A 24,042-nucleotide genomic window follows, 5' to 3' on the forward strand; every position below is an offset into this window, starting at 1 on the left:
TGTCCCTCCTTGCAGGTGGTGGGGTCTAGTGCGGCAGGCGGCCGGCGGTCCCGGGCGAGACGGGGGCGACGGTGCGGACCGGCGTGCGCTGGGTCGGCATGGTCGGGAACTCGGGGCGGTCGGCGCGGCCGGTCACCGCGGAGACGATGACCATCACGACGATATTCGCGACGAGGCCGGGGACGCCGTTGTTCAGGCCCCACAGGGTGGTGCCCGCGGCGGTGTAGGCGATGACGACGATCTCGCCGACCACGAGCCCGGCGATGATGCCCTTCCCGTTGATGAAGGTGGACTTCGTGCAGGCCAGGATGTTCGCCGGGGCCAGCTGTGCCAGGCCGGAGTAGGTCAGCAGGTAGAGGTTCGCCATGAGGTCGGGGCGGGCCAGCGACAGGCCCAGGGTGAGCAGCAGGATGACGCCCGCGGCGATCTTGCCGGTGAGCAGCCGCCGGTCGCCGGTGGTGCCGGCGGGCACGAGGTTCGTGGAGACCAGGGTGGCGATGGACAGGACGCAGTGGGCGGCGGGCACGATCGCGCACGAGATGCCGGCGATGAGGACGAGTCCCATGAGCCAGCCGGGCAGGGAGTTCTGTGCGAGGTTGAGGATCGCCGAGTTCTCCTCGCCTTTGCCGATGTCCAGGTGGGTGGCGGCGTAGAAGCCGATGATGATCGGGACGAAGGTGACCAGGGTGTACAGCGGGAGCATGACGTGGTTCTTCGAGACGGCCCGGGAGTTCTTCGCCGACAGCACCGCCGGCCAGCTCTCCGGCAGCGTCATGGCGCCGAGGCTGACACCGCTGACGATGACGCTGGTGATGAACCAGATGATCCCGTAGGTCTGCGATCCGCCCTGCACGGTGAGCAGGTCGTGGGCGGCGGTCATCACACCGCCGAGTCCCCAGTCCCCGGAGAACTTGTACAGGACGCCGAACAGGATGATGAGCAGGGCGACGACCATGGCGACGTCCTTGAAGTAGGCGGCGGTGGCCACGCCCCGCAGGCCGGCGTAGCCGACGAACAGCAGGATGAGGATGGTGGCGATGACCATGCTGGCGTTGCCGGCCGACTTCTCGCCGGTGGCGAAGGAGACCATGGTGCCCAGGCCGATGATCTGCACCTGGACGATCGGCATGAAGAAGACGACGGAGACCACGGCGACGAGTTTGCCGAGCAGCGGGCTGCGGTACTGGTGGCCGATCATGTCGGCGTTGGTGTGGTAGTTGAAGACCTTGCCGAGTTTCCAGACGACCGGTCCGATGAGGAACATGCCGATGTACCCGAGGATCAGGTAGGCGGGCAGGTAGGTCGCCGCGACCCCGCCGAGGACGGTGAGGCCGGACATGCCGAGGAAGGTGAAGCTGGTGAAGATCGCCCCGGCCTGGAGGAAGAAGGTGGTCAGGCTGCTCATGCCGCGGTTGCCGATGGACCAGCCGGTGTGGGTGTCCATCGAGCGGCGGCGTCCGAGTGTGGCGAGGACGGTGACGAGGAGGATTCCGAGGACGGCTGCGACGATCATGCGGACGCCTCCCCGAGGTCGGTGACACCGGAGGGACCGGTCGCGTCGGACGCGTCGGACGGGTCAGAGGGATCAGAGAGTTCCGGCTCGGTGCGGTAGAGCATGCCGAGGATCCCGGTGGTGATCACGCCCCAGGCGGCGATCCACACCGCCATGACGGGGAAGCCGAGGATGACCGTGTGGTTGTTCACGAAAGGGAACAGCGGGGTGCCGATCAGGGCGATGACCGGCAGCAGCACGAGTGCGTGCGCGGGTGTGAGGTGCATGGGATATCAGATCCTCTCGGTGGTGGACGGGCCGGTGGTGGATGACCCGGTGGTGAGTGGTTCGCCGGGGGCGGTGGTGTCGAGGGCGCCGGTGACGAGTCGGCCGGCGATCTGCGTGAACGCGGCGACGCCGGCGACCATGTCCCCGTCGGTGGAGAATTCGCGTTCGCAGTGCGAGACGCCGTCGACGGACGGGATGAACACCATGACCGAGGGGGCGATGCGGTTGACGGCGACCGAGTCATGCCCGGCCATCGTCTCGAGCCGCATGCAGCTCACCCCGGCGTCGGCGGCGGCCTTCTCGGTGAGCTCCACCCCGTCGAGCGGGTAGTGCTGGATGTCGCGGATGTCGAAGTCCTCGATGTCGATACGGATGTCCCGCTCGGCGGCGAGGTCGGCGATCTGCCGCGTCAGGGTGTCCCGGGCGGACAGGACGTCCGCAGCCGCCGAGGCCCGCAGGTCGATGACGAGGTCGACCTCGCGGGGCACGACGATCGGCGAATTCGGGTGGACGGTGAACTGGCCGACGGAGGTGACGATCTTCTCCGGTTCGTAGTCGGCGACGACATCCTCGGTGAACACGACGATCTTCGCGGCGGCGACGAGGGCGTCATGCCGGTCTGCCATGACCGTCGCACCGGTGTGGGACTGCTCCCCTTTCACCGTGACGACGAGTTTCTGGGTGTACCAGCTCTGGGTGACCGCACCGATGGTGGTGTGGTTGCGTTCCAGCAGTCGACCCTGCTCGATGTGGATCTCGGCGTAGGCCGCGACGTCGGGGGCGGCGTCCGTCCCGAGGCAGCCGATGGATTCCAGTGCCTGCCGGACGGTCACCCCGTCGACGTCGGTGACGGCGAGCATCTCGTCACGGTCCTTGATCCCCACCATCGCGGAGCTGCCCATGATCGAGGGGGCGAACCGGGCGCCCTCCTCGTTGAACCAGTCGACGACGGTGAGGTTGTGGACCGGGTCGAGGCGTCCGGCGCGGACCTCGTCGTTGAGGCGGGCGGCGGCGTGCAGTGCGGTGATTACGCCGTAGGTGCCGTCGAACCGGCCGCCCAGCGGCTGACTGTCGAGGTGGGATCCGGTGAGGACCGTGGGCCCGTCCGGCAGCCACCGGTAGGTCGCGTACTGGTTGCCGATGCCGTCGACGGTGACGGTCATGCCGAGGGCTTCGGCGCGGGCGCGGAACCAGGCGCGGACCGCACCGTGTTCGGCGGTGCCGGCCTGGCGGTCGATACCGCCGGCGGCGGTGGCGCCGTAGACGGTGGTGTGGTGGAAGTCGGCGAGGAAGTCCTCGTCCGTGAGACCGGTGACGGCGGTGGCCGCCGGGAGATCCGGTTCCGTGGTCATATCGGTGTCCTCTCCTCGGTGCGGTGTGTCCTGTGCCTCAACATTCGCCGCCGGGGTGGGCCGTGTCAGGGACGGAATGCCCCGGAGGATCCCGAATGGTGGACAGAGTGTTTATTTGTGAAAACAGTGTTTCACGGGTGTACCGCGGGGGCACCCGCACCTGAAAACCATTCAGGGGTAATTACGGAGATATTTCAGATTTTCCGAGCCGCCGGCCCCACCGCCAGGTACCCTCCGCAGAGGTCACGGGCACCGCGTACGATCCCCTGTCCCCGCCCCGTGCCGCCAACCTGAAACGGAGCCCCCTGTGAGCACATCCACGGAGCCTGCCAGAGAACCCGCCGAGCCTCCCCATTCGGCGACCCACCCGCCGACCGAAGGGCTCCCCGGCCGGGGACTCGACCCGGTCACCACCTCCTCCCCCGCCCTCGAGGCCGCCTACGCCCTGCGCCACCGACCCGGCGCGGTGTTCTGGGTCTCCATCGCCCTCGTCATCGCCCTCGTCGCCTGGGCGGCGATCACCCCGGACGGCCTCAACAACGCCCTGACCAGTTCCATGAACTGGTTGGCGGAGGACTTCGGGTGGGTCTACCTCACCGTCGCCCTCGGCTGCATCGTCCTGCTGGTGTGGCTCGCCTTCAGCCGCTTCGGCACCGTCGTCCTCGGCGGCCCCGACGACAGACCCGAATTCAGCACCCTGTCCTGGCTGGCGATGATCATCTCCGCCGTCATGGGCATCGGCCTGATCAGCTACGGTGTCGCCGAGCCGATCAGCCACTTCGCGTCCCCACCGCACGGCCTCGCCGAGGCCGGCACGGAGGACGCCGCGGTCCGTGCCCTCCAGTACTCGTTCCTCGACTGGGGGCCGCACGCCTGGGCCATCTTCGGTGTCTTCGGGCTCGCCGTCGCCTACTCCACCCACGTCCGCGGTAACACCGGGCTGGTCTCCCCCATCCTCCGGCCGCTGTTCGGCAAGGCCATGGACGGGTGGGCCGGCAAAATCGTCGACATCCTCGCCGTCATCGCCACCCTGTTCGGGACGTGTACCTCGCTCGGCCTCGGGGCGTCCCAGATCGCCGAAGGCGCCGGCCGGGTCTTCGGCATCGACGACTCGACCTTCGTGGAGATCGTCATCATCGCCGGGGTGACCGTGATGTTCACCCTCTCGGCCCTGTCCGGGGTGAACAAGGGCATCAAGTTCCTCAGTCAGGCGACGTCGATCCTGTCGATCTTCCTCGTCATCTTCGTCGTCGTGTTCGGGCCCACCGGGTTCCTCGGCAACCTGTTCTTCCGGTCGGTCGGCCAGTACGGCTCCGACTTCCTGGGCATGTCACTGCACACCCCGCTCAACGGTGACGACGCGCAGTGGTACCAGTCCTGGACCTACTTCATGATGGCCTGGTGGCTGAGCTGGGGTGCGTTCGTCGGCGTGTTCCTGGCGAAGATCTCCCGCGGCCGCACCATCCGCCAGTTCGTCGCCGGGGTGATGGGCATCCCCTCGCTGATCTTCTTCGGCTGGTTCACCATCTTCGGCGGCACCGCCATCAAGCACGACATGGACGGCGACGGTTCCATCGGCCGCGCCGCTCTGGAGAGTGTGGACTCCGCCTTCTTCGACAACCTCGAACACCTGCCGATCGCGACGGTGACCTCGATCATCACCATCATCCTCGTGGTGCTGTTCTTCGTCTCCGGGGCGGACGCCAACACCTACGTCCTGTCGATGCTGACCTCCCGCGGCACCCTGGAGCCCACCCGCCCCGTGCTCAGTGTGTGGGGACTGCTCACCGGTGTCGCCGCCGCGGTCCTGCTGCTGGTCGGTGGTCTCGCCGCCCTGCAGCAGGCCTCCATGCTGTCGGCCTTCCCGTTCGCGTTCATCATCGCGTTGATGGCGGTGAGTCTGATGAAGTCGCTCCGGGAGGACCACGACCTCGACTACGCCAAGGTGGTGCGGCAGAAGGACCTCATCGCCCGCGGCTGGACGCTGCCCGGGCTCGCCGGCCGTCCCGGCCACGCCACCGCCCCGGTCGCCGCCGCCGAGCAGGACGCCGCCGGAATGTCGGACGCCCCGACCCCCGAGGAGGGCATCGGCTCGACGGGCCGGAAGTGGACCGAGCACACCCCCGACCCGCGCAAACCCTCCTCGCACTGGCCGCAGGAGGGGTGACCGGCACAGTCCGGTACAGTCCGGCGCGTGCGGTCAGCCGATTGAGCCGACCGAACCGGCCGAGCCGGTCACCGGTGAGCACTGCGGCGCCGTCGCCACACCGGCGATGACCCCCGCCGCCAGGCCGTCGGCGTAGCGGGCCTTCTCCGCCGCGGAGATGCCGAGCGCTCCCCCGCCGGCGGCACTGCCGAACTCGCTGTAGACCCACGGGGTGTCCGCGATCAGCGAGATGACCGGCAGGTTCCCGGCCCACAGTCCCGGCCGGGCGTCGAAGCTGTTGTCCTTCACCGGGACCTGTCGTCCTTCAGCCAGCGAGCGGGACGCCGCCACTACCGCGGAGAACCGCTGCGACTCCGCGGCGAGCCCGGGGTTGTCGAAGGTCACGGTGCGTTCGGTGCCGTCCGCACCGGTGCCGGTGCGGTGGCCGCCCGTCCGCTGCGGGAAGATCGCCGACCCGTCGGCGCCCGGGGTGGTGTGCACGGACACGCCGACGACCGCCCCGGCGTCCCGCGCCCAGTCGACGCGCTGCCGGTACGTGACGTCATCGGTGGTGGCGTCCTTGAGCAGGACGGCCCGGATGCCGGCCGCCCCGAGGCGGTCCGCCAGAGTACGGGAGACGTCCAGGGCGTCCGCGTCCTCGGCGCCGTTCGGGTAGTCCGCCATCAGGACGCCGGTCACCGGGTCGAAGGTGTTCGTCACCGCCCCGTTGTGCCCCGGATCGATCGCGACGGTGCAGGTGGTCGGGGCCGGACCCGATGATGCGGCGGGGGCCGCCGTCGGCACCATGGCCGCGCCCGCCGCCGGGGTCAGTGAACACAGCAGGGCACACAGTGCGGTCGTGGCGGACACGGCGGCTGCGGTCGCCGTCCGGCCCGGTCCCGGTAGTGACGTCATGGCGGTCAGTCTACGTGGGCACGGGAGGGCGTCCGTCGGGGTCTTCCCGCCGACGGTCATGGACGCCTGGGCGCAACGGCATCACCGACGTGGAACGGAGCGTGGACGGGCAGGTCATCGCCCGTTCCGCGGGACGTCGCGCGTAGTACGGATGCCCGCGCAGGGTTAAGGGGCGGGACCGGTCCCGTACCGGCGGTGGCCTCCACCGTCGGGGGTGTCACGCACTCGGGCGGGGGTCGCGGAACGAACCGACAGGTCGACGGCCCGGTCCGCTTGTCGACATTGCGAACCGACAGGTAGAAAAATCCGCCCCGGAGCAGCACCTGGGTTCGTTCCACCGACCTCCCCGGGAGACGGGCGACCCCTCGGTTCTGAAAACCGACACTGTGCCGGCCGGGTTCAGGCGCAGGCACAGGCTACGCGGGGAAGTACCGGTCAGCGGAGTTCCCGCAGCCACTCCCGCAGTGCGGTCACACACCGCCGACTGACCGTCGCCGCCACGGTGAGCAGCAGCTCCCGTTCGGCGTCCCCCGGCTCCCGCCAGGCGCACCACATCAGTGCGACCTGCGCATGGTCGACCCGGCCGAGCAGCCGGTAGCGGACGACCGCCTCGCGGATGTCCATGGCGGCACCGCCCTCCGGAACACCCGGGCGACTGGTGAAAGCCCCGATCGTCAGCAGTTCATAGTGCTGTCTGACCTGCTCCTTCTTCCGGTCCGGACGGCCGAGGTCATGGACGGGGTCCAGCACCGGAAGCGTCGCCGGCAGGGGTGGAGGTACCGGGTCACGGCGATGACGGCTCCTCACCAGGGACAGTGTGGCGGGGCGTCCGCCGGCCCGGCGCGGGGAATCCCGTGCAGGTGGGGTGCCAACGTCCGGGGTGGGGCGCTGGCCACGGAACCGCCGGTCGGGCCTGCCGTCCGGGTTCACGGGAGCGACCGTCGGAGTCGTGTCCGCCCTACTGGCCGGAGCATTAGCCGGGGTGACCGGGGCAGTTGAGGCGGCCGGCCGGTGGTCCCCGACCGTCCTGTTCTCCTCTTTGTCCCGTGGCGGCAGGGGTTCCGCCACCAGCGGAAGCGCCGCCGGCAGTGCCCCGTCGAGCAGGCAGGCGACGGCGACGATGTGTTTGCACACCGCGATCCCCTTCCGCCGGTGCTCGAAGTCGCCGCAGTCGCAGGACGACGACAACGGCGCAGCAATATCCAGCAGCACGTCGTAGACGGGTGGTGTCTCCTTCTCGTCCGACGGGGTCCCTTCGACCCGCGCGACGGCTGTGCCGTCCGCCAGCTCCCGGTGGTCGAGGACCTTGCCGAGCACCGGCTCCACCGCCGCCTGAGCCGGCAACCACCGGAGGTGGACCAGCGCGGCCATCCGGTCCTGTGTCACTGCCATGCCCGACACCCTATGTTATCCATCCTTTTCGCTGGTAGAAACCATGCTTTCTGTGCAGCGGCGCGGCTACTTTCCGAGGCTGAAAATCTAGATTCGTCCGGTTCACCCCGCACCGACCGCCCCGGACACGGCCGGTGCCTGTCCCCCCAGTCAGTCCACCCGAAAGGCATCCGCTCCACCATGTCCATCGTCCCCTCCAGCTCCACCGTCCCCGCACCATCCGCGTCAGCCGACTCCCCCGCACTCGCCGCCGAGCTCGACATGTGGCGCACCTGCTTCCTCGACTACGGCGCCGCCCTGCTCACCACCTCCGAACAGGGCGACCCGGAAGTCGCCGGCCAGGTCCTCTACGGGCTGCTGCTCGATGCCGCCCAGCAGATCGCCCGGGAGGACCCGGACCCGGAGGCGGCGTCCGGCGAGACCGCGGCCCTGCTCTACGCCTCGCTGGACACGGTGCGCCGACGCTACCGCCGCACGGTCGGTGCGCCGGAGCACGCCACCTGCACCGTCTGCAGTTTCCTCGGCCACGCCGCCCTCGGTCTGCTCCCCCTGCCCTGCTGAACCCACCTCCCACCGAAAGGAACATCCGTCATGTCTTTCCCCTCCTTCACCAGCCTGGACCGCGCCTTCACCGTCAAGGGGCTGCGCATCCGCCGCATCACCGCCGACTGGATCTACGTCCTCACCGCCGACTATGAGAACGACGGCACCTGCTGGTCCGTCGAGTACCGCGGCAGACGTTCCGAGCGGCCCTGCCCGACGAACCGGGACGCCACCCAGTGCCTCGCCGTCCGGTTCCACCCCGACGGACCCGCCGGGACCGGGCCGCAGGGCCTCGCCGCGGACCTGGCGGACATGGACCACCCGAACCCCACCGGTCTCGACGACTGGACCTGGCTGCCGTACGTGCCGGTCGGCGAACCGTTGACCGCGCGCATCGTCGTGTGGGCGGTCGAAGAATCCGCGCTCATGCGGGCCGGCGCCCTGTCCGGTGACGAACCCGAGTGGGACCAGATCGAATGCGGACGCCGCATCGCCCGCATCTGGCGCGACGGCCGGGACAGTCACGGTCACGAGGACCGTCTCGCCGGCCTGCATGCCTGCGAGGACGCCCCGTCGCGCGAGTACGACCTGGCCTATGACCCGCTGCGTCCGGAGACCGAGGACCCCTACGTCCGCACCGTGGACGAGGACAGGGAGCGGTACCGCGAGCTGCTCAGCGGGCGGTACGTCAGCGCCTCGGGACGGCCGGCGGGCTGGTCGGTGGACGATGCGCCGGTCGATGTGATGGCCCGGCTCGATGCGGTCGCCCGCTGGAACCGGGCGAAGGGGCGGGAGGAAGGCCGGGAGCAGGGGTATGCCGAGGGCTACGAGCTCGGCTGGGAAGGTTGCGCGACCGCGGCATGCGAGGAGGAGGCCGCGGCGAGAGCGGACGCAGCGACGGCGGAGGCGGAGAACGAGGAGGCGGAACGCCGGGTCGATCCGGACGCGGACTGACCGACTCCGGTCAGGCTCCGCGCTGCGTCAGATACTCGTCCAGCGCCTCCCGCAGGACGTCGCTCCGGGAACGCCCTGACTCAGTGAGAAATCTGTCGAGACGGCTCCCGTCGTCAACGTTGAGCCGCAGCGAAACCATGGTCGTCGGTCTCTTGTCCCCGGCCTTCGGACGCCCCGGCCGGTAATCCGGGTGTTCCGGATTGACCCAGTAGTCACCGGTCGGATCAAATTCACCGCGCTCCGCGGCATCGGCCCAGGCCCCGTAGCGGGCCTCAGCCTCTTCACGGGTCTCGTTTTTCCGCATGATCACTCCTGTCCATCAGTGTCGTTCACGGCACCGGGGAACGACTTGCGCTGCGCCACTACATCCTCGACAAAGGAGACCGAACGACCACTGGCCGCTTCTGCTTCCAACGCCGTACTGCGGGTAAGCAACATGGCATGGAAGACGTGGATGCCGTTGGATCGTATGTCCGCCAGCACTTCAATCCATGGGCCGCCTTCCCGGCCTCCGACATACCGATAAATCAAGGCTGAATCCGATATACGGGATACCAGGCTGTAGACCAACCGGGGGAATGCGATGGTGGCCCTGATTTCCTCGCCGGTAATGAAGTGCCGCAAAGCCGATCTGTAAATGTAGATCGTCCCACTAACCGTAGTACGGTTTTCTGCCATGTCAAGGACCTCCCCTGTCCGCATCCTCGACGGACACACCTGCACTGACGTGACTCCGGACACTATCGCACCCGTCGGACAACTCCTCCGGTCCTCGCAGATCCTCAAGGCGTCGCGGCCCGAATGCCCGTCGTTGCTGTCCGCACCCCACGCTATGGTGTGCCCCACCACAGCAACAGACCACACCACCACAGGAGCTGACCATGACCACCACTGCCCTGCCCACCACCCTGCCCGCCGCCTGGACCGAGGACACCTCCGAGGAACTCGATGCCGCCATCCTGGCCGAGCGGACCACCGCCGCCCGGCGCGCCGCCCGCAGCGCGGCCGACGACGCCGCCGCCGGACAACCCTCCGACCGCCGGGACGGTCACGCCCACCAGTCCGGCTACGATCCGCACCGCATCGTCACCGTCTCCGGTATCGATGAACGCATGATGACCAGGTCACAGGCCCACGAACGGCGGCTCCTCCGTCAGATGGGGCGGGCGGCCTGAGCCCGACCCAGGTCATTTCCCGGACAAACGGACAGCGGCCCGCTAGCATCACCCGGCATGGGGAAAACACTGAAATTCTCCGGCCCCGATGCGGGCCGGGCCACCGCCATGTACCGGACCATGACCACGGCGAACGGGACGGAGCACGCGGCCGACACGGACATCCGCGCTGTCGGCGAGGAGATCATCTCCGCCGTCGCCGCAGAGATCGCACAGGAGGAGGAGTCGCGGGTACGCCAGGAGGCGGCCAGCGGCGTCCGGACCGCCGAGCGGTTCACCCCGGCCGAGGCACACGCCCGGTTCCTCGCCTGGCAGAAGCTCGATCTCGACGAGATCCCGGATCCGTTGTGGACCTGCCTGGCCTACGGCGCCCAGTCGGCGATCGAGGCGGTCAGCGGCTCCGACCGGCACGACCGCGTCTACGACATCGCCGTCATCGACGATCCGCACGGTTCCGGTGACCAGGTGCTGGCGGTGACCTGCCTGCACACCGACGACAGTGAGGAGGGCGTCCAGGGGCAGAACCCGCCGGTCCACGGCGACATGATCCTCGTCGCCGTCCCCGACCGGACGGGTCTCGACCAGCTCGTCGACCTGCGCGCACGGAATCCGGAACTGCTGCAGGGCTGGTGGATCGGCGCACTGCAGGAGCTCGCGCACGACTCTGTCGCCGCCGACCGGGACATCGCACTGGTCACGGACATCATCACCCGGTCGATGACCACCGCCATCTTCCACCGGTTCCCGGACGCCGAGGGGCGGATCCGGCGGCGGCACGGCGTGACCTTCGCCGTCGTCGACACCGCCGAGCAGGACGCCGCGGTGCAGGCCGTCCGTGAGGCCTGGCGGCAGGATTCCGCAATCAGCGACGCCGAGCTCGTTGAGTCACTGGGGAACCTCGCGACCGGGGTCCTCGACCAGGCGTTGCACGAGTTCGGGGACGAAGGACTGATCACCGGGTACACCGTCGACGGCAACACGGTGCAGGTCGCGATGCTCACCGACGCCGAGCGCGAGGTCGGTCTGCCCGGTATCGAGATCGTCACCGCGCCGGTCAACGGCGCGGTGCCCTACCGGCTCGAGCGTGCCGCCGGCGGGTCCGCGACCTCGGCGAACGCTGCCTGGGTCCGCGCCCTGGAAAGTGCGGTGGACCGGGTCGCCGACGAGTCCGGTCACCCCCGGGCCGCCGTCGTCCGGGTCGTGGAACGGTCCACGGTCATGCTGGCCGAAGCGGAGCTCGCGGCCGCGTAGAGGCTGCGATCCCTCCCCTGTACGGCTCCGGCGGAACGGGGAGCAGGTGCGGGCGGTCGCTCGATCATGCGGAGCGGGACCGCAGCCGGGACCGACTACGGGGAGGACAGCAGGAGCGCCATCAGGGGTGGTCATACGATACGAGTATCTGTATATTTTTTATCCAGGAGAAAGTCGTGGACTTTGAGTTTGATCCCGCGAAAAGTGCATCCAACCTCGTCAAGCACGGCATTGACTTCGTCGAGGCACAACAGTTGTGACTGGACCGGCACCGCCTCGAAGTCCGGGCCCGGACCCTGGACGAACCCCGTTGGCTGCTGATCGCGCGGCCCAACCAGAGAATCTGGTCCGCGGTGATCACCTACCGGCCTGACCATGTCCGCATCATCTCGGTACGACGAGCAAGGCAGAAGGAGACCGCTCTCTATGAAGACCAGTAGAGACTTCGACCGGACATTCGACGAAGGTGGCGACGTCGTCGGCGACCTCGATCTCAGCACAGCGCGGCGCCCCGGTGAGGAGCAGAAGCGGGTCAACGTCGATTTCCCCGTATGGATGGTCACCGCACTTGACGCGGAGGCACGTCATCTCGGGGTCACCCGACAGTCGATCATCAAGCTCTGGCTCGCCGAGCGCCTTGAGCAGCGCCGGCGCCCCGCGTCCTGACCCCGGTCCGTCAGGGACGTCGGGAAGCGACCGCGCGCAGGATCCGGACTCAGCCGTCCTCCCCGTCGCGGGCGAGGAAGCTGCACACCCACGCCGCGAGATAAGGCGGCATCTCGTACATCGCGTAGTGCCCGGTGTTCGGGAAGACCTCGATCTCGAGATCCGGATAGGTGAGGCCGAAACTCGAACGGACCTCGTCCTCGGTCACGGCCAGATCCGTCGCACCGACGAACACCTTCACGGTTTCCGCGGACGCGAACAAGGCCCCGCTAATCCGGCGGCAACGGTGTGCCGGCCGAACCGACCGGTGAGATTCCCACCACCGATTCGACGGGGCGCCGGGTGTCCGCCAGCACCCGCTGCATGAACACCCCACCCATGGAATGTCCGAGCAGTGAGACCCGCTGCTGGGGAAGGGCGTCCAGCACGGCACAGATGTCCGCCGAGATCCTCACGCTCTTCTTCGGCGACATGTTCATCAGGCTGATCCAGATGTCGATCGTGCTGTTGGTCATGGCGTCCGTCATCGCCGCGGTACTGGCCTGGGGTCTGGCCACCTTGTTCCGCCCCGGGGAGAGCATGGTCTTCAACGGGGAGATCGATCCGTCGCTGCAGGAGGAGGCGGAACAGACAGGAGAGTGGCAGGACACGATCCTCGACGTCATCTCCACCAATGCCGTCGAGGCGATGGCGAAGGCCGACATGCTGCCGATCATCGTCTTCTCGCTGCGGTTCGGCGTCGCACTGAACGGTCGTATCTGAGTGTCACCGCACTCGCTGAGCAGACCGTCATCGCGGTCACCACGACCAGCTCGGCGGTGACCTTCCTGGCCCAGCTTCTGACGAGCGGAAACCCGTTCACTGCCCCAGCGGCCCCTCCCCCTCCTGCGCCAACAGGGTCAACAGGAGGTACCGGCGGTCGGCGTCACGGATGATCTTGTCCCGCGTCGATTCCCACCGGCTCAGGTCCTGTTCGGTGAACGCCCCGCGACGGGTCCGGAGCACCCGGGCGGACGCCGCCAGATGCCCGGCCAGTTCCCGGTAACGGTCCATGGTCTCCGGCGCCGCGTCAGACACCGGTCCCGGCGACTCGGACTCGCCGTCAACGAGCAGCCGGGCATCGATCAGGTGCAGTTCCACACAGGTCGCCGGAGCGTGACCGGCGAACTCCTGCTCGACAAGGGACCTCAGCGCTCCCGCCTCCGGATCCCGGAGGGCTGCACTGCCGGCGACCTCCGACCATGCCCCGGCGCGGTTACCCCGGCCGAGCAGCAGTCGCGTCCGGAGTTCGGTAACGGCCGTGCCGCCGTCGGCGGGGACAGCGTCGATACCACGGTCGTACCGGTCCATCCATGCCACGGCATCGCTGACGCCGAGCCGGGTGGTCGTGGTGCCGTCGAGGGTCAGCGCTGCCCCGGTGAGGATCCGGTCGAGCATCGCCCCTGCCTCGGTGGCTTGTCCAGTGGCGTCGAGCAGGAGCAGGGCGGTGACCAGCTCCGGGACCGGTGCGGTCACCAGTGCGTCGACGATGACGTTCGGGTCATCGGTCGCGTCGGCGATGAGCATCCGGAGGTCCCGGAGCCGCTGCGACTCACCGAGGACCTGCCGTCGCTGTTCCGGAGTGGTCACGGCTGCCTTCCGTTCCCGGATGTCCTGCGCCCAGGCGTCCAGTTCCGCGGACAGGGCAGCGTGGGCATCCGGGGTGAGGACGTCGGCGAACTCCCGGGCCGCGGTGATCTGTCCGGTCCCGAGGGTGGAGCCCGTGCGGTGGCAGGTCACCAGCCAGTGCACCAGCGCCGCCCAGTCCACGGTGTCCGGCTGCAGGTGGCCGGGTACGTGTCCACGGCACGGACAGTCAGCCTGGTCAGATGGTGGCGGGACGCCGGGGCAGTCTGCCGCATCCAGGCGTCGAGCGCCTGGACCAGACGACGACTCTGCGCCGTCACCACTGCGGCCCGGCCGTGGTGGAGTGCGCCGCGGATGATCCGGTCCGCATCATCGAGGGCGTCGTCGAGTTCCGCCACCAGATCCCCCGTCGCGCCGGCCTTGTTGATCGGGCCGGCCGGCGGGGCGAACTCGCCGAGCAGGGTGACCACGGTGTCGACGGTCCGTTCCAGACGAGCCGTCAGGAGCTCGTCATTCTCCTCCGCCACTGCGATATCGAGCGCCATGGACGTCGCGACCGGGGTGGCCCGTCGCCACCTCGCGGACAGGGTGCGCCGGGCGAATTCCTGCAGGATCTCGGGGGTGGCGTGTTCCAGGAACAGGGGAACGAGATCGTCGTTGTCGGACTCCCCGTATCCGCCGACCATGTCCTCCGGACCGGTTCCGGACAGGACCGCAGCGGTCGCCACCAGGTGCTTGCAGAAGTGTCCTGCGGCGAAATGCGGGCAGGTGCAGGTGGATCCGGACAGGGGTGCATAGAGGTCCACGCGCACGTCGTAGGCGCGGGTGCCCTGGACGATGGCCGTAACGGTGGACTCGTCGACGGTGGTCACGGTCACGGCGTCCGGCAGGCGGGACGCCCGGTCGACCACCCGCTCATCGGCGAGGGTGAGGATGTCCCCCATCCACCGGTCCGGGAGGGTGACCGGCACAGCAGGCGTCCCCGCACCGACGGGAGCGGTATCGCCGGGCGCCTCGACAGCGCCGGCGGTGGCGGCCACGGACAGTCGGACGTACCCGGTCAGCCAGGTCCCGACGGCCGGGCCGGGGGTGGTGGTACCGGGGATCGCGACGGTCAACGGGATCAGAGCATCGACGGTGGCCAGGTACCAGGGATCACCGGTGTCCGGATCCACGACCAGTGCGCAGGCGAGCACCTCCGCCCAGATCACGGAGTAGGGATCGACGTCGAGGGCGCGACCGGTGCCGTAGGCCTGCAGCAGTGACGGGGAGACGAGGGGCATCGGAACCCGTCCGGCGCGCCGCTCCGCATCCCGGGCGGCATCTGCCGTGGCGTGGACATGAAGGTCCACGCTGACGCCGGTGAGCCGGATTCCTTCACAGGTCACTGCACCGTTGAGGTCGAGTCCGTTTCCCCGTTGCCCCACGGTAGGCAGGGGCCGCGGGTCTGCTGCCCGATCGAGATGCGCCGGGAAGGTCACCTCGGGTGCGGGATCGTCGTCGCCGCGGTCGGAGCGGTCGTCGGTGTCGCGGACGGTGACCTGGATGATGTCACTGTGGAAACAGATCAGGTCCACGGTGCGCGGAGCGGCGTACCGGAACCAGGGAAGGTTCGGCCGGTACCCCGGGTCCTCCGGCCGGTCGGCGGGATCCGGTGGTGGGGTGACGTGCATGAGATCGGTGTAGCGGTGACTGACGGTCTCCCAGTCGGGGATGGACCGGGCGTAGAAGGAGTCCGCCAGCTGGTGCGGTGAGTTGATGATCTCGCCGTGGGGTTCGGCGTCCTCACCGTCATGGACCTCGACAGCCAGATACCCGGCACTGGGCCCGAACGGTGGCGTTTCCGCCATGACAGTGGCGAGCAGCAGCCGGTCCTCGCGGGGAAGACCGGTCCAGGCTTCCCCGTGCTGTGCGGCAAGTGATGCGTCCAGTTCGGCGGCTGCAGGGACCGTGCCGGCGTCCGCGCTTCCTCCGGCCGGATCTGTGATCCGCGCCGATGGCGGTACCGGGATGTCCGGTACCCCGGTGTCCCCGGTCAGTGCGGTGTACCACGCCATGACGTCGGGACGTTCCGGGGTCCAGCGGCCGCCCCCGTTGCCCGGTCCAGCGAGCTTTGCCAGGTCCACCCGCCAGTCCGTTCCGGCGGCGCAGTCGGTGTCCGGCACGGCGACCGCACCGAGCATCCGGAGATCGTCGAAGGACGCCAGGCCGCGGACCTCGATCAGCTCCGGACGCTCCCCGTAGCTGATCATTGTTCCGCCCGGACCGGAGAGCAGGTCACGGTAGCCGGCGGCGAATGCCCGCTGGAATTCGTCGAGGTAGCGGTCATCCCTGATCTCCACCGCGGTCGGCCGACGGATCCCGGCCAGCCGCGGGTGGTCCATACCGAGGAGTTGTGGGGTGGTCACATCGGGTGAGTTCCAGTCCGGAGCGAGAGCCCGGACATCCTGGGCGATCGCGGCGGCTGCACCGAGGACGTCGGCGACATCGGTGAGCGGGCCCGTCATCCTGCGCAGTTCGAGGACGGCGTCGAGTTCCCCGGCGAGGTGGACAAGCTGATCCTGCCACCCGTGACAGTCGTCGGGGAACAGTGATCGCCCGGTCCCCAGCGAGGCGCACAGCCAGGTCGCACTGCGGACGATGCGGGGCAGCCAGTCGTCAGCACAGGCTCCGGGCATGTCCTGTGGGAAATCGTCATGAACCGTGCCATCGGGCGATTCGGTCCACCGGTCCGAGGGGGCGGCGGGATCCCAGGTGTCCCAGTATCCGGTGCCGACGTGCATCCGGAACGTTCCCCGGACGGTGTCGCCAGGGCGCAGATCGGGAGCTGCGTGCACGGGAACGGCGACGGTCACGGGAATCCCGCAGTATCCGGTCACCCGCCACCAGGGTTGTCCGGTGAGTTCGGTCGTGCGCAGTTCCACGGCGTCGCAACGCAGGGTTACGGCCGCCAGGGCACTGCGCTGGCCGAAGGGGACCGGACGACCGTGGATACCCCGTTGGCCACACGGCCGCATGGCCGGGATCCGGGCATCCGTGGGTTCCATGCGGAGGTTTCTGAGCGGCATTCCGGTATCCGTCCAGGTGGCGGATACCTGCAGGTCACTGACGAGACGCCCGGTGAACGGCGTGCCGTCGTCCCCGCAGAAGTTCCAGCCCTCGGACGTCTCCGCCGTAAATGCGACGGCGTGGGTACTGTACAGGCCGGTTTCCGGGCCGATGACCGGACGGACAGCAACCTGGTGAGGCCCGATCTGGTCGACCGTGGCAGTGACGACAGTGGTCACCCCGGTCAGCTCACAACAGTAGAACCAGTCAGGACACATGGTGAGCGTGAGCATCGCCCCGGCCGGGTCGGTGTACGTGGCGATGTATCCCCCGTACCTACCCGACCACTCCTCCAGACCGACCTGGTCAGGGCTAGTGTTCATGAGGTCCCACGGCTCATCCGTGGTGAGGAACGCCAGTCCCAGAGAAGCACCGTCATAGTCACTGATCATGACAGCGACGGTAGCCGAGAGGTGGGACGGCACAGTCGCCCGTCCGGCGGTGTGTTCGACCCGTCGCTGACAACCGGGACGGCTCACGACCACGCGCCCGACGAACGACGATGCACGTTCTCAGTTCCCCGACGTCGTGACTTTCCCCGGCCTCTACCGGCAAGGCGGCAACCTGCCCCCCGGGGATCCCCCACCATGTATCTCCCCTCCGGCGATCGCACCCCACATAACTTTTGTACATGATACTGTCTGGAACAGTGACGCAGCGAGGGGTTGCGACACACATACACAGGGGGAAATCATGGTTGAAAGACTCATGCCGGACTTCGGTCTGGATGCACTGCCGTTGGCCATCACCGCGCCAGGCCGCCGGTGGCCGGGCCCGGGACCGGGCGAAATGGTCCCCAGCGGGCTCGTCCCCGGTGCACCGCCGCACATCCGCGGCCTGACCAGCTTCTGCTACAGCCTCCCGATGGTCCCGGGGGATGCGGTGGAAACGGTCCCACTCGATTCAGAGGAGGGACGCAGCCAGGCAGAGTACGCCCTGACCTGGATGACGGCGGGGATGCCGGGGCAGGACCGGGCGGAGAGAAAAGCGGAGGAAAACCGGATGACGCGCCGGAGGAAGAAGGCGAAGACCTCCAGGCGGCGTCAGCAGGGGTGGGACGACTTCATCGACGTGAACGTGTATGAACCGGTGGTCCTCACCCACGTCCGGGCACTGATCCCCGGCGTCCTGGTGATCATCGAAGGGTGCGCCGAGCAGAGCCGGCGGGAGATCGCCGGCCCCGGGATCAGCGGCAATCTCGTTCCCTACGGGTTCGCGCCAGACCGCGAGGACGGGATCGTCGAGGAATGGTGGGTGGATGTGGAGTCCGTGCTGGCAGCCGCCGGCTGTGACTTCCTCGAAACCGACGGTGACCGCCTCTTCGCGTTCTGGGGTTGGCGGGACTGCCGGGACGTGGCGCAGGACGCCTGTCTCGCCGCCGGATTGCCGGCGGAGAAGGCCCGGATCCTCGACCGCGACGACCGGGCACAGGAGATCGGCGAATACCTGGAGATGGACCTGATCGAGCGAGCGATGTGAGGGTGGTTTCCGGGCCGGTACTGACGTAGGCTCCAGGCCATGAAAACTGCTGAGGAGTTCGATCTGGCCTTCGACCGGGACGAGGACATCGTCGACGACCTCGATCTCAGCACGGCTCGTCGCCCCGGTGACGAGTAGAAGAGTGCCGACGTCGTCTTCGCCGGGGAAGGAAGCGCCGCCACCGGGGTACCCGGCATTGGTTCCGTCAGTCCCGGTACGCCAACCCTGCGACGACGAGGTCCTCCCAGCCCATGCCGGTGGTCTTGTACAGGGCAGGTCCCGCCGAGACCACCGGGCCGTCCACCACCAGCGACCGCAGTGTCTTCAACTCAGAGACTGCCATAGTCCCCTCCCCGATCGCCATGACCACGTCACCGGCCTCGCGCAGCGCGGTGTCCACGTCCTCGACGTAGACCGTGCTGCGACCGACGAGACCCGCGTCCAACTCCCGGACGTCCGGCTCATGCGACCCCATCGCGACGACGACCGCATCGTCCCGGACCAGTAAACCGTCGAACAGCGGTTCACTGGCGCTTGTGCAGCACTGCACCAGGTCCGCGGCCGGCACAGCCTCCGTCGCATCCAGTGAGGCGTGGGCGTCGTACCCGTCCGTGACCAGCCGCTCCGCCAACGCCGCGGCTTTTTCGAGAGTCCGGCCGATCACGTCGATGCGTCCGACCTCCCGCACCGCGGCGATCGCCGCGATGTGGTTGTAGGCCTGCGGCCCAGTGCCGAACAGCGCGACCCGCAGCGGCCGGTCACTGCGCGCCAGATACTTCACCCCCAGTGCTGACAGTGCAGGGGTCCGGATCTCGGTGAGCGCCGCCCCGTCCAGCACCGCCAGTGGCGCGAGGGTCGTTGCGGACATCAGCAGGTAGGCGCCCTGGATCTTCGGCAGCCCCACTGCCGGATTGTCCGGGGCGACCGAGGCGATCTTCACGCCCACGACATCACCGGCTTCGGCGGGCATGAGCAGCAGCGAGCCCCGTGACAGCGGCAGGTTCGCCCGAGCCAGGGATCCGGCCGGATCGAAGCCGTCCTGCAGCGCAGCGTCGAGCCCCGCGACGGCGTCCGCCATGGACACCCGCTCCCGGACCTGGTCGGCGGTGATGAAGGGCAGTGCGGAATCGGTCATCGTATCGCTCCTGGTCAGAATCGGTTCGGGGACAGGTCGGGGTGGGCGTCGGCTGCGAGGTTTCCGGTGGCGAACCCGGTGATGAGCTTGCCGGTCGTCGCGGACAGGCTGATGCCCAGCATCACGTGGCCGGAGGCGACGAGCACGTCGGGGTGCTGTGCCAGCGGGCCGATGACCGGGACGCCGTCCGGGGTCGTCGGGCGCAGTCCGCTCCACGGCTCCGGTGGAGTGTCCAGGGCACCCCACCCGGAGAAGTACTCGCGGGTGTTGGTGATGATGCCGCCGGCGCGGACCTCGTCCACCCCCTCGTTGATCGGTCCGAACCCCATGGTCCCGGCGAGCCGGATCTTCGTGTCCAACGGTGTGATCGCGACCTTGCCCTCGGCGAGATACATGGGCTTCGTCGGGGCGTCCGCAGTGACCGGCAGATCATAGCCGTAGCCCTTGCCTGCCTGCAGTGGAATCCGCTCACCGATCCCAGCGAGCAGTCCGGGGGTCCACACCCCGGCGGCCACGACGATCTTCTCCGCCTTGAGCCGCGTTCCACCGACCTGCACGGAGACCTCACCACCGGGTCCGCTGACCAGCGTGCCCTGCTCCCCGAGCCGCAGTTCCACACCTTCGCGCTCACAGGCGGCGGCCAGGCCACGGACGTAGGACGCCGGATCCACACTCTGGTCACCGACCGACTCGATACCGGCGACGACCTTGTCGCTGACGGCGGGGACATGGGCACGCAGATCCTCCTCGGTCATCTGCTGCCAGGAGAAGCCGGGCAGGGACTTCTCGATGAGTTTCAGCTCGGCGATCCGGTGATCCACCTTGTGCCCGTCGGTGAAGAGCATGGTCAGCGGGTCAGCGTGGTGCTCGAATTCCACCCCGTCGGCACGCAGCTCCGCGATGTCGGACAGGGCGGTCGAACTCAACGCCGCCAGCGTCGCCGCGCCCTTTTCGAAGCGGGACGCCGTGCAGTTCCGTAGCATCTTCAGCAGGAACGCCGCATAGTGCGGATCTGCGGACGGGGAGACGTAGAGCGGGCTGTCCTTCTTCGTCATCCACTTCAGTGCCTGGGGCAGCACACCCGGCTCAGGCACCGGGGTGGACATACTGGGGATCAGCCAGCCGGCGTTGTGGCCGGATGCCCGGGCGGCGAGCGGTTCGGGGTCGATGACGGTGACCTCGCAGCCGGCGCGGCGCAGGTGGTAGGCACTGGCCAAACCGACGGCGCCGGCGCCGAGGACGATGGTGGTGGGGGTACGGGTGGTCACTGGTCAGGCTCCTTCGAGGGCGGGGGCGTGGTCGGGTTCGGCGTTGGGCTCGTCCGGTTCTTCTTTCGGCGCCGGCACGGTCTCCTCGACCTCGTCGATGAGACTGTCTTCGCGGGGTGGGGTACCGCGTACCCGGGCGACGACGTAGCCGATCAGGGCGCCGAGCACCGCGGGGATCAGCCAGCCCATGTTCCGGTCGAACAACGGCAGGAAGGAGAACCAGTCCCCCAGCTGGTCGGCGAAGATGTCGGCCGCCTTCAAAGCGTCCAGGACGGCGACTGCGCCGGCACCGATCATGGCGCCGATGTAGACCTCGCGGCGTCCGCCGAAGAACCGGTCGAGCAGGGACAGGATGATGAGCACCATGCCCAGCGGATAGAGCAGGAAGAGGACTGGCAGGGCGGTGTCCAGGACGGCATTGAGGCCGAAGTTGGCGATGGCGGTGCCGATGATCGCGTGGATCCACACCCAGCGGGAGTAGCTGACCCGGGGGAACAGCTTTCCGAAGTAGTCGGCCACGCAGGTGATGCAGGCGACGTTGGTGGTGATGCCGGTCAGCAGGATGACGATGCCGATCATGCCGACGCCGAGGGTGCCGAACAGTTCCCGGCAGGATTCCACCAGGACGCTACCGCCGTTGTCGGGCCGGCCGATGGCGTCCACGCTGGAGGCGCCGAGCCAGGCGGTGGCCAGGTGCAGGGCGGCGAGGCCGAGCACGCTGATCAGACCGGCCTTGAAGAACAGTTTCGAGATTCCCTTGCGGGTGGTCACGCCTTCACCACGGATGGACTGGACGAAGACCCCGGCGAAGACGAGGGCCGCCATGGCGTCCATCGTGAGATAGCCCTCGGTAAGGCCCGACATGAACGCGCCGTCGGCGAAGGGGTCCTGCGCGGTGTGCATCTCCCCCATCGGGGTGATGAAGGACTTCACGACGATGACGACGAGCAGGGTGGCGAAGACCGGGGTGAGGACCTTACCGATCCGATCGACGAACTTGCCGGGGTTCAGCGACAGGTAGACCGAGATCAGGGCGAAGACGACGGAGAAGCCGAGCAGTGCCCAGGGACCGTCGGTGGCGGCCTCCGGCAGGTTCGGCTTCACCGAGATCTCGTAGACCACCGAGGTGGTGCGCGGGATGACGTAGAGCGGGCCGAGGGTGACGAACAGCAGCAGGCAGAAGCCGACCGCGAACCAGGGGTGGACGCGGTTAGCCATGGCCCGGACGTTGCCACCGGTGGCAGAGAGGGCGACGACGGCGAGAAGGACCAGGCCGACGCCGGTGACGAGGAAGCCGGACATCGGTTTCCACATGGATTCGCCGGCAGCCTGGCCGACCATGGGGGCGAAGATGACGTTGCCGGCGCCGAGGAACATAGCGAACAGCAACAGTCCGAGGGCGATCACACGCCCCGCCGGGAGCTTGCCGGCGGCGAGGTCTGCCGCGCTGGGGGTGGTGGCCATGAGAACCCTTTCCGTGGATGGCTGATGTGGTGATGCTCGTTATGTTCCTGATTCAAACAGATCTGCATCACACTGCTCTCCGGTGATCCGCACCATGTTTCCCACTTTTCTTTGGTCACATATACGATGTTTCCCGACAAGGAGATGTGGGATGGAACAGGAAAATGCGGCCGCGGTGCCGCTCGACGCGCTGGTGACCGTGCTCGATACCGCGGTGGTGCAGGTGCACCGCCCGGACAGCGGACTGGCCGGCCAGTTCGCCGAGGTCACCGTCGGTTCTGTCGCCCTGGTGGACACCGCCGATCTGGGCACCGTGACCGCCGACCTGGTGTTCCTCACCGCGGATGCGACCACCGCATTCGCCCGCCTGGCAGTCACGCCCGGCGCAGCTCTCCCCACGGTCGTCGCCGCCCGGGAGAACACGGTTCCACCCGAACTGCCGGCACCGGCGACGGCTGCCGGCTGCACGGTTCTCGTGCTGGACGCACGTGCCCGCTGGGATGTCCTCCTCCCCCGCGTCCAGCACCTGTTCGTCGATGAGCCGGGACAGGCCGTCGCCGGGCACCACGCAACCGCCTCATCGTTGGAGGAACTCGCCGTCCTCCTCGCCGATGACATCGGCGGCCTGGTCACCATCGAGGACGCCGGCAACCGGGTCCTCGCCTACTCCCCCTCCCTCAATGCCGCCGATGACATCCGGGCCCGCGCAATCCTGGGTCGTGGTGCGCCGCCGCCGGTGATGGCACTCTTCTCCGCCTGGGATGTGGTGGATACCGTCACCCGCACCACCGACGTCATCCGCGTGCCCGCCGATCCTGCCCTCGGGATGCACAGTCGGCTGATCACCGGCATCCACCGTGCCGACGGCTCGCTGCTGGGGTCGATCTGGGTCCAGGAGGGACCACACGGGTTCACCGCGGATGCCGCGGCGGTTCTGCGCGGTGGCGCGGTCGCCGCAGTCTCCGTGCTGCACCGCATGACGGACGGCGCAGATCAGGAGGATGAACTGCTCCGTCGGCTCTTCGGCGAGTACAGCGAGGAGGACGCCGCAGTCGCCGCCGGGATGCTCCGCATTGTCACCGAGGACTCTGCCGTGGTGATCGGACTAGCCGCCGCAGCTGGTGTGGCACCTAATGAGGACCTGCTGTTATCGACGGTGAAGCGGCTGCGAATCCATGTCGGTGCACTGTGGACCGATGCCCGAGTGGCGTTGCTGGGTCGGCGGATCTACCTGCTGCTCCCCCGCGTTCCGTCTGGCACGGACATCACAGTGTGGACGGAGCAGCTGCTGGAGCGCTTCGACGATCAGGAGGCGGTGCGGCAACTCTGCCTGCGGGCCGCGATCGCACCGGTCATTACAGACACCGGCACCGTGGGTGTGCCCCGAGCCCGAGCAGAGGTAGACCGCGTGCTGACGTCCTCCGGATCCGGCGACGGTTCGCGTGTCACGACCTTCGAACGCTCCAGGACCGCCGTCCTGCTCAGCGAAATCGTGGCACGGCTGTCGCCGTATGAGGAGGTTGCCGATCCCCGGCTCAATGCCGTCGCCGACTACGACACAGCGCACGGCAGCTTCCTGATGGACACGCTGCGGGCCTATCTCCGGTCAGGCTGCAATGCCCGGGACGCCGCCCGTTTCCTGAATCTCCACCCCAACACGCTGCGCTACCGGATCGCACGAGTGGAGGCGCTGTCCGGACTGGACCTGCACGATCCGGACGACCGATTGCTGACGGAGATGGTCCTGTTGGTCCGGGGGTGATTAATCGAACAGACTCCGCGACTCGT

At 68.3% G+C, this 24,042-nt stretch carries 24 protein-coding genes; 10 read left to right on the forward strand and 14 right to left on the reverse strand.

Annotated features, from left to right (window positions below; translation table 11 throughout):
• Positions 1 to 25: 25 nt before the first annotated feature.
• Genes FSW06_RS05035 through FSW06_RS05045 form a run of 3 tightly spaced genes read right to left on the reverse strand, consistent with a single transcriptional unit; the run spans position 26 to position 3,132 of the window.
• Positions 26 to 1,513 (reverse strand): sodium:solute symporter family protein, encoded by a 1,488-nt coding sequence (locus FSW06_RS05035; RefSeq protein WP_010121644.1) that lies wholly within the window; start codon positions 1,511 to 1,513, stop codon positions 26 to 28.
• Complete coding sequence (locus tag FSW06_RS05040) at positions 1,510 to 1,779, reverse strand: PH domain-containing protein (protein ID WP_010121645.1); 270 nt, start codon at positions 1,777 to 1,779, stop codon at positions 1,510 to 1,512. The genes FSW06_RS05035 and FSW06_RS05040 overlap by 4 nt, the downstream gene beginning before the upstream one ends.
• Before the next feature lie 6 nt (positions 1,780 to 1,785).
• Positions 1,786 to 3,132 (reverse strand): M20 family metallo-hydrolase, encoded by a 1,347-nt coding sequence (locus tag FSW06_RS05045; protein ID WP_010121646.1) that lies wholly within the window; start codon positions 3,130 to 3,132, stop codon positions 1,786 to 1,788.
• Positions 3,133 to 3,439: 307 nt separating this feature from the next.
• Here FSW06_RS05045 and FSW06_RS05050 point away from each other — a divergent pair, with 307 nt between their 5' ends.
• Positions 3,440 to 5,299: a BCCT family transporter gene (locus tag FSW06_RS05050; RefSeq protein ID WP_010121647.1), complete on the forward strand. Its 1,860-nt coding sequence runs from the start codon at positions 3,440 to 3,442 to the stop codon at positions 5,297 to 5,299.
• Positions 5,300 to 5,332: 33 nt separating this feature from the next.
• Here the strand turns inward: FSW06_RS05050 and FSW06_RS05055 are convergent, their stop codons facing one another.
• Positions 5,333 to 6,193, reverse strand: coding sequence for an N-acetylmuramoyl-L-alanine amidase (locus FSW06_RS05055; RefSeq protein WP_238525994.1), 861 nt, complete (start codon positions 6,191 to 6,193; stop codon positions 5,333 to 5,335).
• Between the two features lie 435 nt (positions 6,194 to 6,628).
• Positions 6,629 to 7,585 carry an SWIM zinc finger family protein gene (locus tag FSW06_RS05060; protein WP_010121649.1) on the reverse strand — a complete coding sequence of 319 codons (957 nt, stop codon included), beginning with the start codon at positions 7,583 to 7,585 and terminating at the stop codon, positions 6,629 to 6,631.
• 180 nt (positions 7,586 to 7,765) lie between these two features.
• Here FSW06_RS05060 and FSW06_RS05065 point away from each other — a divergent pair, with 180 nt between their 5' ends.
• Positions 7,766 to 8,146, forward strand: coding sequence for a hypothetical protein (locus FSW06_RS05065; protein ID WP_010121650.1), 381 nt, complete (start codon positions 7,766 to 7,768; stop codon positions 8,144 to 8,146).
• 30 nt (positions 8,147 to 8,176) lie between these two features.
• The gene (locus FSW06_RS05070; RefSeq protein ID WP_010121651.1) at positions 8,177 to 9,082 is read left to right on the forward strand and encodes a hypothetical protein; all 906 of its coding nucleotides are present in this window, start codon (positions 8,177 to 8,179) and stop codon (positions 9,080 to 9,082) included.
• A 10-nt stretch (positions 9,083 to 9,092) separates the two neighbouring features.
• On the opposite strand, the gene FSW06_RS05075 is transcribed toward FSW06_RS05070, so the two are convergent.
• Both FSW06_RS05075 and FSW06_RS05080 read right to left on the reverse strand, forming a co-directional pair.
• The gene (locus FSW06_RS05075) at positions 9,093 to 9,386 is read right to left on the reverse strand and encodes a ribbon-helix-helix domain-containing protein (protein ID WP_040430618.1); all 294 of its coding nucleotides are present in this window, start codon (positions 9,384 to 9,386) and stop codon (positions 9,093 to 9,095) included.
• A gap of 2 nt (positions 9,387 to 9,388) precedes the next feature.
• Entirely contained in the window at positions 9,389 to 9,760 is a 372-nt protein-coding gene (locus FSW06_RS05080; RefSeq protein WP_139024551.1) for a hypothetical protein, read from the reverse strand.
• Between the two features lie 203 nt (positions 9,761 to 9,963).
• Between FSW06_RS05080 and FSW06_RS05085 the strand changes: the two genes are divergently transcribed.
• From FSW06_RS05085 to brnA, 4 genes are all read left to right on the forward strand, one after another.
• A complete protein-coding gene (locus tag FSW06_RS05085) occupies positions 9,964 to 10,257 on the forward strand; it encodes a hypothetical protein (RefSeq protein ID WP_010121654.1) in 294 nt (97 codons plus the stop codon).
• A gap of 57 nt (positions 10,258 to 10,314) precedes the next feature.
• A complete protein-coding gene (locus FSW06_RS05090; RefSeq protein ID WP_010121655.1) occupies positions 10,315 to 11,508 on the forward strand; it encodes a hypothetical protein in 1,194 nt (397 codons plus the stop codon).
• Between the two features lie 320 nt (positions 11,509 to 11,828).
• A complete protein-coding gene (locus FSW06_RS15050) occupies positions 11,829 to 11,948 on the forward strand; it encodes a BrnT family toxin (RefSeq protein ID WP_420838763.1) in 120 nt (39 codons plus the stop codon).
• Positions 11,935 to 12,174: a type II toxin-antitoxin system BrnA family antitoxin gene (gene brnA, locus FSW06_RS05100; RefSeq protein WP_010121657.1), complete on the forward strand. Its 240-nt coding sequence runs from the start codon at positions 11,935 to 11,937 to the stop codon at positions 12,172 to 12,174. Before FSW06_RS15050 ends, brnA begins: the two co-directional genes overlap by 14 nt.
• A gap of 49 nt (positions 12,175 to 12,223) precedes the next feature.
• On the opposite strand, the gene FSW06_RS05105 is transcribed toward brnA, so the two are convergent.
• The gene (locus FSW06_RS05105; RefSeq protein WP_139024552.1) at positions 12,224 to 12,415 is read right to left on the reverse strand and encodes an alpha/beta fold hydrolase; all 192 of its coding nucleotides are present in this window, start codon (positions 12,413 to 12,415) and stop codon (positions 12,224 to 12,226) included.
• A gap of 28 nt (positions 12,416 to 12,443) precedes the next feature.
• Positions 12,444 to 12,689, reverse strand: coding sequence for an alpha/beta fold hydrolase (locus FSW06_RS14710; RefSeq protein ID WP_238525995.1), 246 nt, complete (start codon positions 12,687 to 12,689; stop codon positions 12,444 to 12,446).
• On the opposite strand from FSW06_RS14710, the gene FSW06_RS05115 reads away from it, so the two are divergent.
• Complete coding sequence (locus FSW06_RS05115; protein ID WP_238525996.1) at positions 12,667 to 12,936, forward strand: cation:dicarboxylate symporter family transporter; 270 nt, start codon at positions 12,667 to 12,669, stop codon at positions 12,934 to 12,936. The genes FSW06_RS14710 and FSW06_RS05115 overlap by 23 nt on opposite strands.
• A 96-nt stretch (positions 12,937 to 13,032) precedes the next feature.
• Here FSW06_RS05115 and FSW06_RS05120 read toward each other — a convergent pair whose 3' ends face one another.
• Positions 13,033 to 13,983: a hypothetical protein gene (locus FSW06_RS05120; RefSeq protein ID WP_010121661.1), complete on the reverse strand. Its 951-nt coding sequence runs from the start codon at positions 13,981 to 13,983 to the stop codon at positions 13,033 to 13,035.
• The gene (locus tag FSW06_RS05125; protein WP_029449932.1) at positions 13,950 to 17,300 is read right to left on the reverse strand and encodes an SWIM zinc finger family protein; all 3,351 of its coding nucleotides are present in this window, start codon (positions 17,298 to 17,300) and stop codon (positions 13,950 to 13,952) included. The genes FSW06_RS05120 and FSW06_RS05125 overlap by 34 nt, the downstream gene beginning before the upstream one ends.
• Before the next feature lie 301 nt (positions 17,301 to 17,601).
• Between FSW06_RS05125 and FSW06_RS05130 the strand changes: the two genes are divergently transcribed.
• Positions 17,602 to 18,387, forward strand: coding sequence for a hypothetical protein (locus tag FSW06_RS05130; protein WP_139024554.1), 786 nt, complete (start codon positions 17,602 to 17,604; stop codon positions 18,385 to 18,387).
• A gap of 205 nt (positions 18,388 to 18,592) precedes the next feature.
• Here the strand turns inward: FSW06_RS05130 and FSW06_RS05140 are convergent, their stop codons facing one another.
• The 3 genes from FSW06_RS05140 to brnQ are packed head-to-tail and all read right to left on the reverse strand — an operon-like array spanning position 18,593 to position 22,254.
• Positions 18,593 to 19,522, reverse strand: a complete 930-nt coding sequence (locus FSW06_RS05140) for an ornithine cyclodeaminase family protein (protein WP_010121664.1) — start codon at positions 19,520 to 19,522, stop codon at positions 18,593 to 18,595.
• Between the two features lie 14 nt (positions 19,523 to 19,536).
• Positions 19,537 to 20,790 (reverse strand): FAD-dependent oxidoreductase, encoded by a 1,254-nt coding sequence (locus FSW06_RS05145; RefSeq protein ID WP_010121665.1) that lies wholly within the window; start codon positions 20,788 to 20,790, stop codon positions 19,537 to 19,539.
• A 3-nt stretch (positions 20,791 to 20,793) separates the two neighbouring features.
• Positions 20,794 to 22,254: a branched-chain amino acid transport system II carrier protein gene (gene brnQ, locus FSW06_RS05150; RefSeq protein WP_010121666.1), complete on the reverse strand. Its 1,461-nt coding sequence runs from the start codon at positions 22,252 to 22,254 to the stop codon at positions 20,794 to 20,796.
• A gap of 151 nt (positions 22,255 to 22,405) precedes the next feature.
• Here brnQ and FSW06_RS05155 point away from each other — a divergent pair, with 151 nt between their 5' ends.
• Positions 22,406 to 24,016 (forward strand): PucR family transcriptional regulator, encoded by a 1,611-nt coding sequence (locus FSW06_RS05155; protein WP_010121667.1) that lies wholly within the window; start codon positions 22,406 to 22,408, stop codon positions 24,014 to 24,016.
• The last annotated feature ends 26 nt before the right edge of the window (positions 24,017 to 24,042 follow it).

The sequence above is a fragment of the Corynebacterium nuruki S6-4 genome (assembly GCF_007970465.1).
GTDB lineage: Bacteria > Actinomycetota > Actinomycetes > Mycobacteriales > Mycobacteriaceae > Corynebacterium > Corynebacterium nuruki.

What these genes read in the sequence shown, in the direction of transcription:
- FSW06_RS05055 (WP_238525994.1), bottom strand. Translation starts at nt 6,193, where the DNA reads ATGACGTCACTACCGGGACCGGGCCGGACGGCGACCGCAGCCGCCGTG.
- FSW06_RS05075 (WP_040430618.1), bottom strand. Translation starts at nt 9,386, where the DNA reads ATGCGGAAAAACGAGACCCGTGAAGAGGCTGAGGCCCGCTACGGGGCC.
- FSW06_RS05115 (WP_238525996.1), top strand. Translation starts at nt 12,667, where the DNA reads ATGTCGATCGTGCTGTTGGTCATGGCGTCCGTCATCGCCGCGGTACTG.
- FSW06_RS05070 (WP_010121651.1), top strand. Translation starts at nt 8,177, where the DNA reads ATGTCTTTCCCCTCCTTCACCAGCCTGGACCGCGCCTTCACCGTCAAG.
- FSW06_RS05080 (WP_139024551.1), bottom strand. Translation starts at nt 9,760, where the DNA reads ATGGCAGAAAACCGTACTACGGTTAGTGGGACGATCTACATTTACAGA.
- FSW06_RS05060 (WP_010121649.1), bottom strand. Translation starts at nt 7,585, where the DNA reads ATGGCAGTGACACAGGACCGGATGGCCGCGCTGGTCCACCTCCGGTGG.
- FSW06_RS05065 (WP_010121650.1), top strand. Translation starts at nt 7,766, where the DNA reads ATGTCCATCGTCCCCTCCAGCTCCACCGTCCCCGCACCATCCGCGTCA.
- FSW06_RS05125 (WP_029449932.1), bottom strand. Translation starts at nt 17,300, where the DNA reads ATGATCAGTGACTATGACGGTGCTTCTCTGGGACTGGCGTTCCTCACC.
- FSW06_RS05085 (WP_010121654.1), top strand. Translation starts at nt 9,964, where the DNA reads ATGACCACCACTGCCCTGCCCACCACCCTGCCCGCCGCCTGGACCGAG.
- brnQ (WP_010121666.1), bottom strand. Translation starts at nt 22,254, where the DNA reads ATGGCCACCACCCCCAGCGCGGCAGACCTCGCCGCCGGCAAGCTCCCG.
- FSW06_RS14710 (WP_238525995.1), bottom strand. Translation starts at nt 12,689, where the DNA reads ATGACCAACAGCACGATCGACATCTGGATCAGCCTGATGAACATGTCG.
- FSW06_RS05090 (WP_010121655.1), top strand. Translation starts at nt 10,315, where the DNA reads ATGGGGAAAACACTGAAATTCTCCGGCCCCGATGCGGGCCGGGCCACC.
- brnA (WP_010121657.1), top strand. Translation starts at nt 11,935, where the DNA reads ATGAAGACCAGTAGAGACTTCGACCGGACATTCGACGAAGGTGGCGAC.
- FSW06_RS05155 (WP_010121667.1), top strand. Translation starts at nt 22,406, where the DNA reads ATGGAACAGGAAAATGCGGCCGCGGTGCCGCTCGACGCGCTGGTGACC.
- FSW06_RS05035 (WP_010121644.1), bottom strand. Translation starts at nt 1,513, where the DNA reads ATGATCGTCGCAGCCGTCCTCGGAATCCTCCTCGTCACCGTCCTCGCC.
- FSW06_RS05140 (WP_010121664.1), bottom strand. Translation starts at nt 19,522, where the DNA reads ATGACCGATTCCGCACTGCCCTTCATCACCGCCGACCAGGTCCGGGAG.
- FSW06_RS05040 (WP_010121645.1), bottom strand. Translation starts at nt 1,779, where the DNA reads ATGCACCTCACACCCGCGCACGCACTCGTGCTGCTGCCGGTCATCGCC.
- FSW06_RS05130 (WP_139024554.1), top strand. Translation starts at nt 17,602, where the DNA reads ATGGTTGAAAGACTCATGCCGGACTTCGGTCTGGATGCACTGCCGTTG.
- FSW06_RS05045 (WP_010121646.1), bottom strand. Translation starts at nt 3,132, where the DNA reads ATGACCACGGAACCGGATCTCCCGGCGGCCACCGCCGTCACCGGTCTC.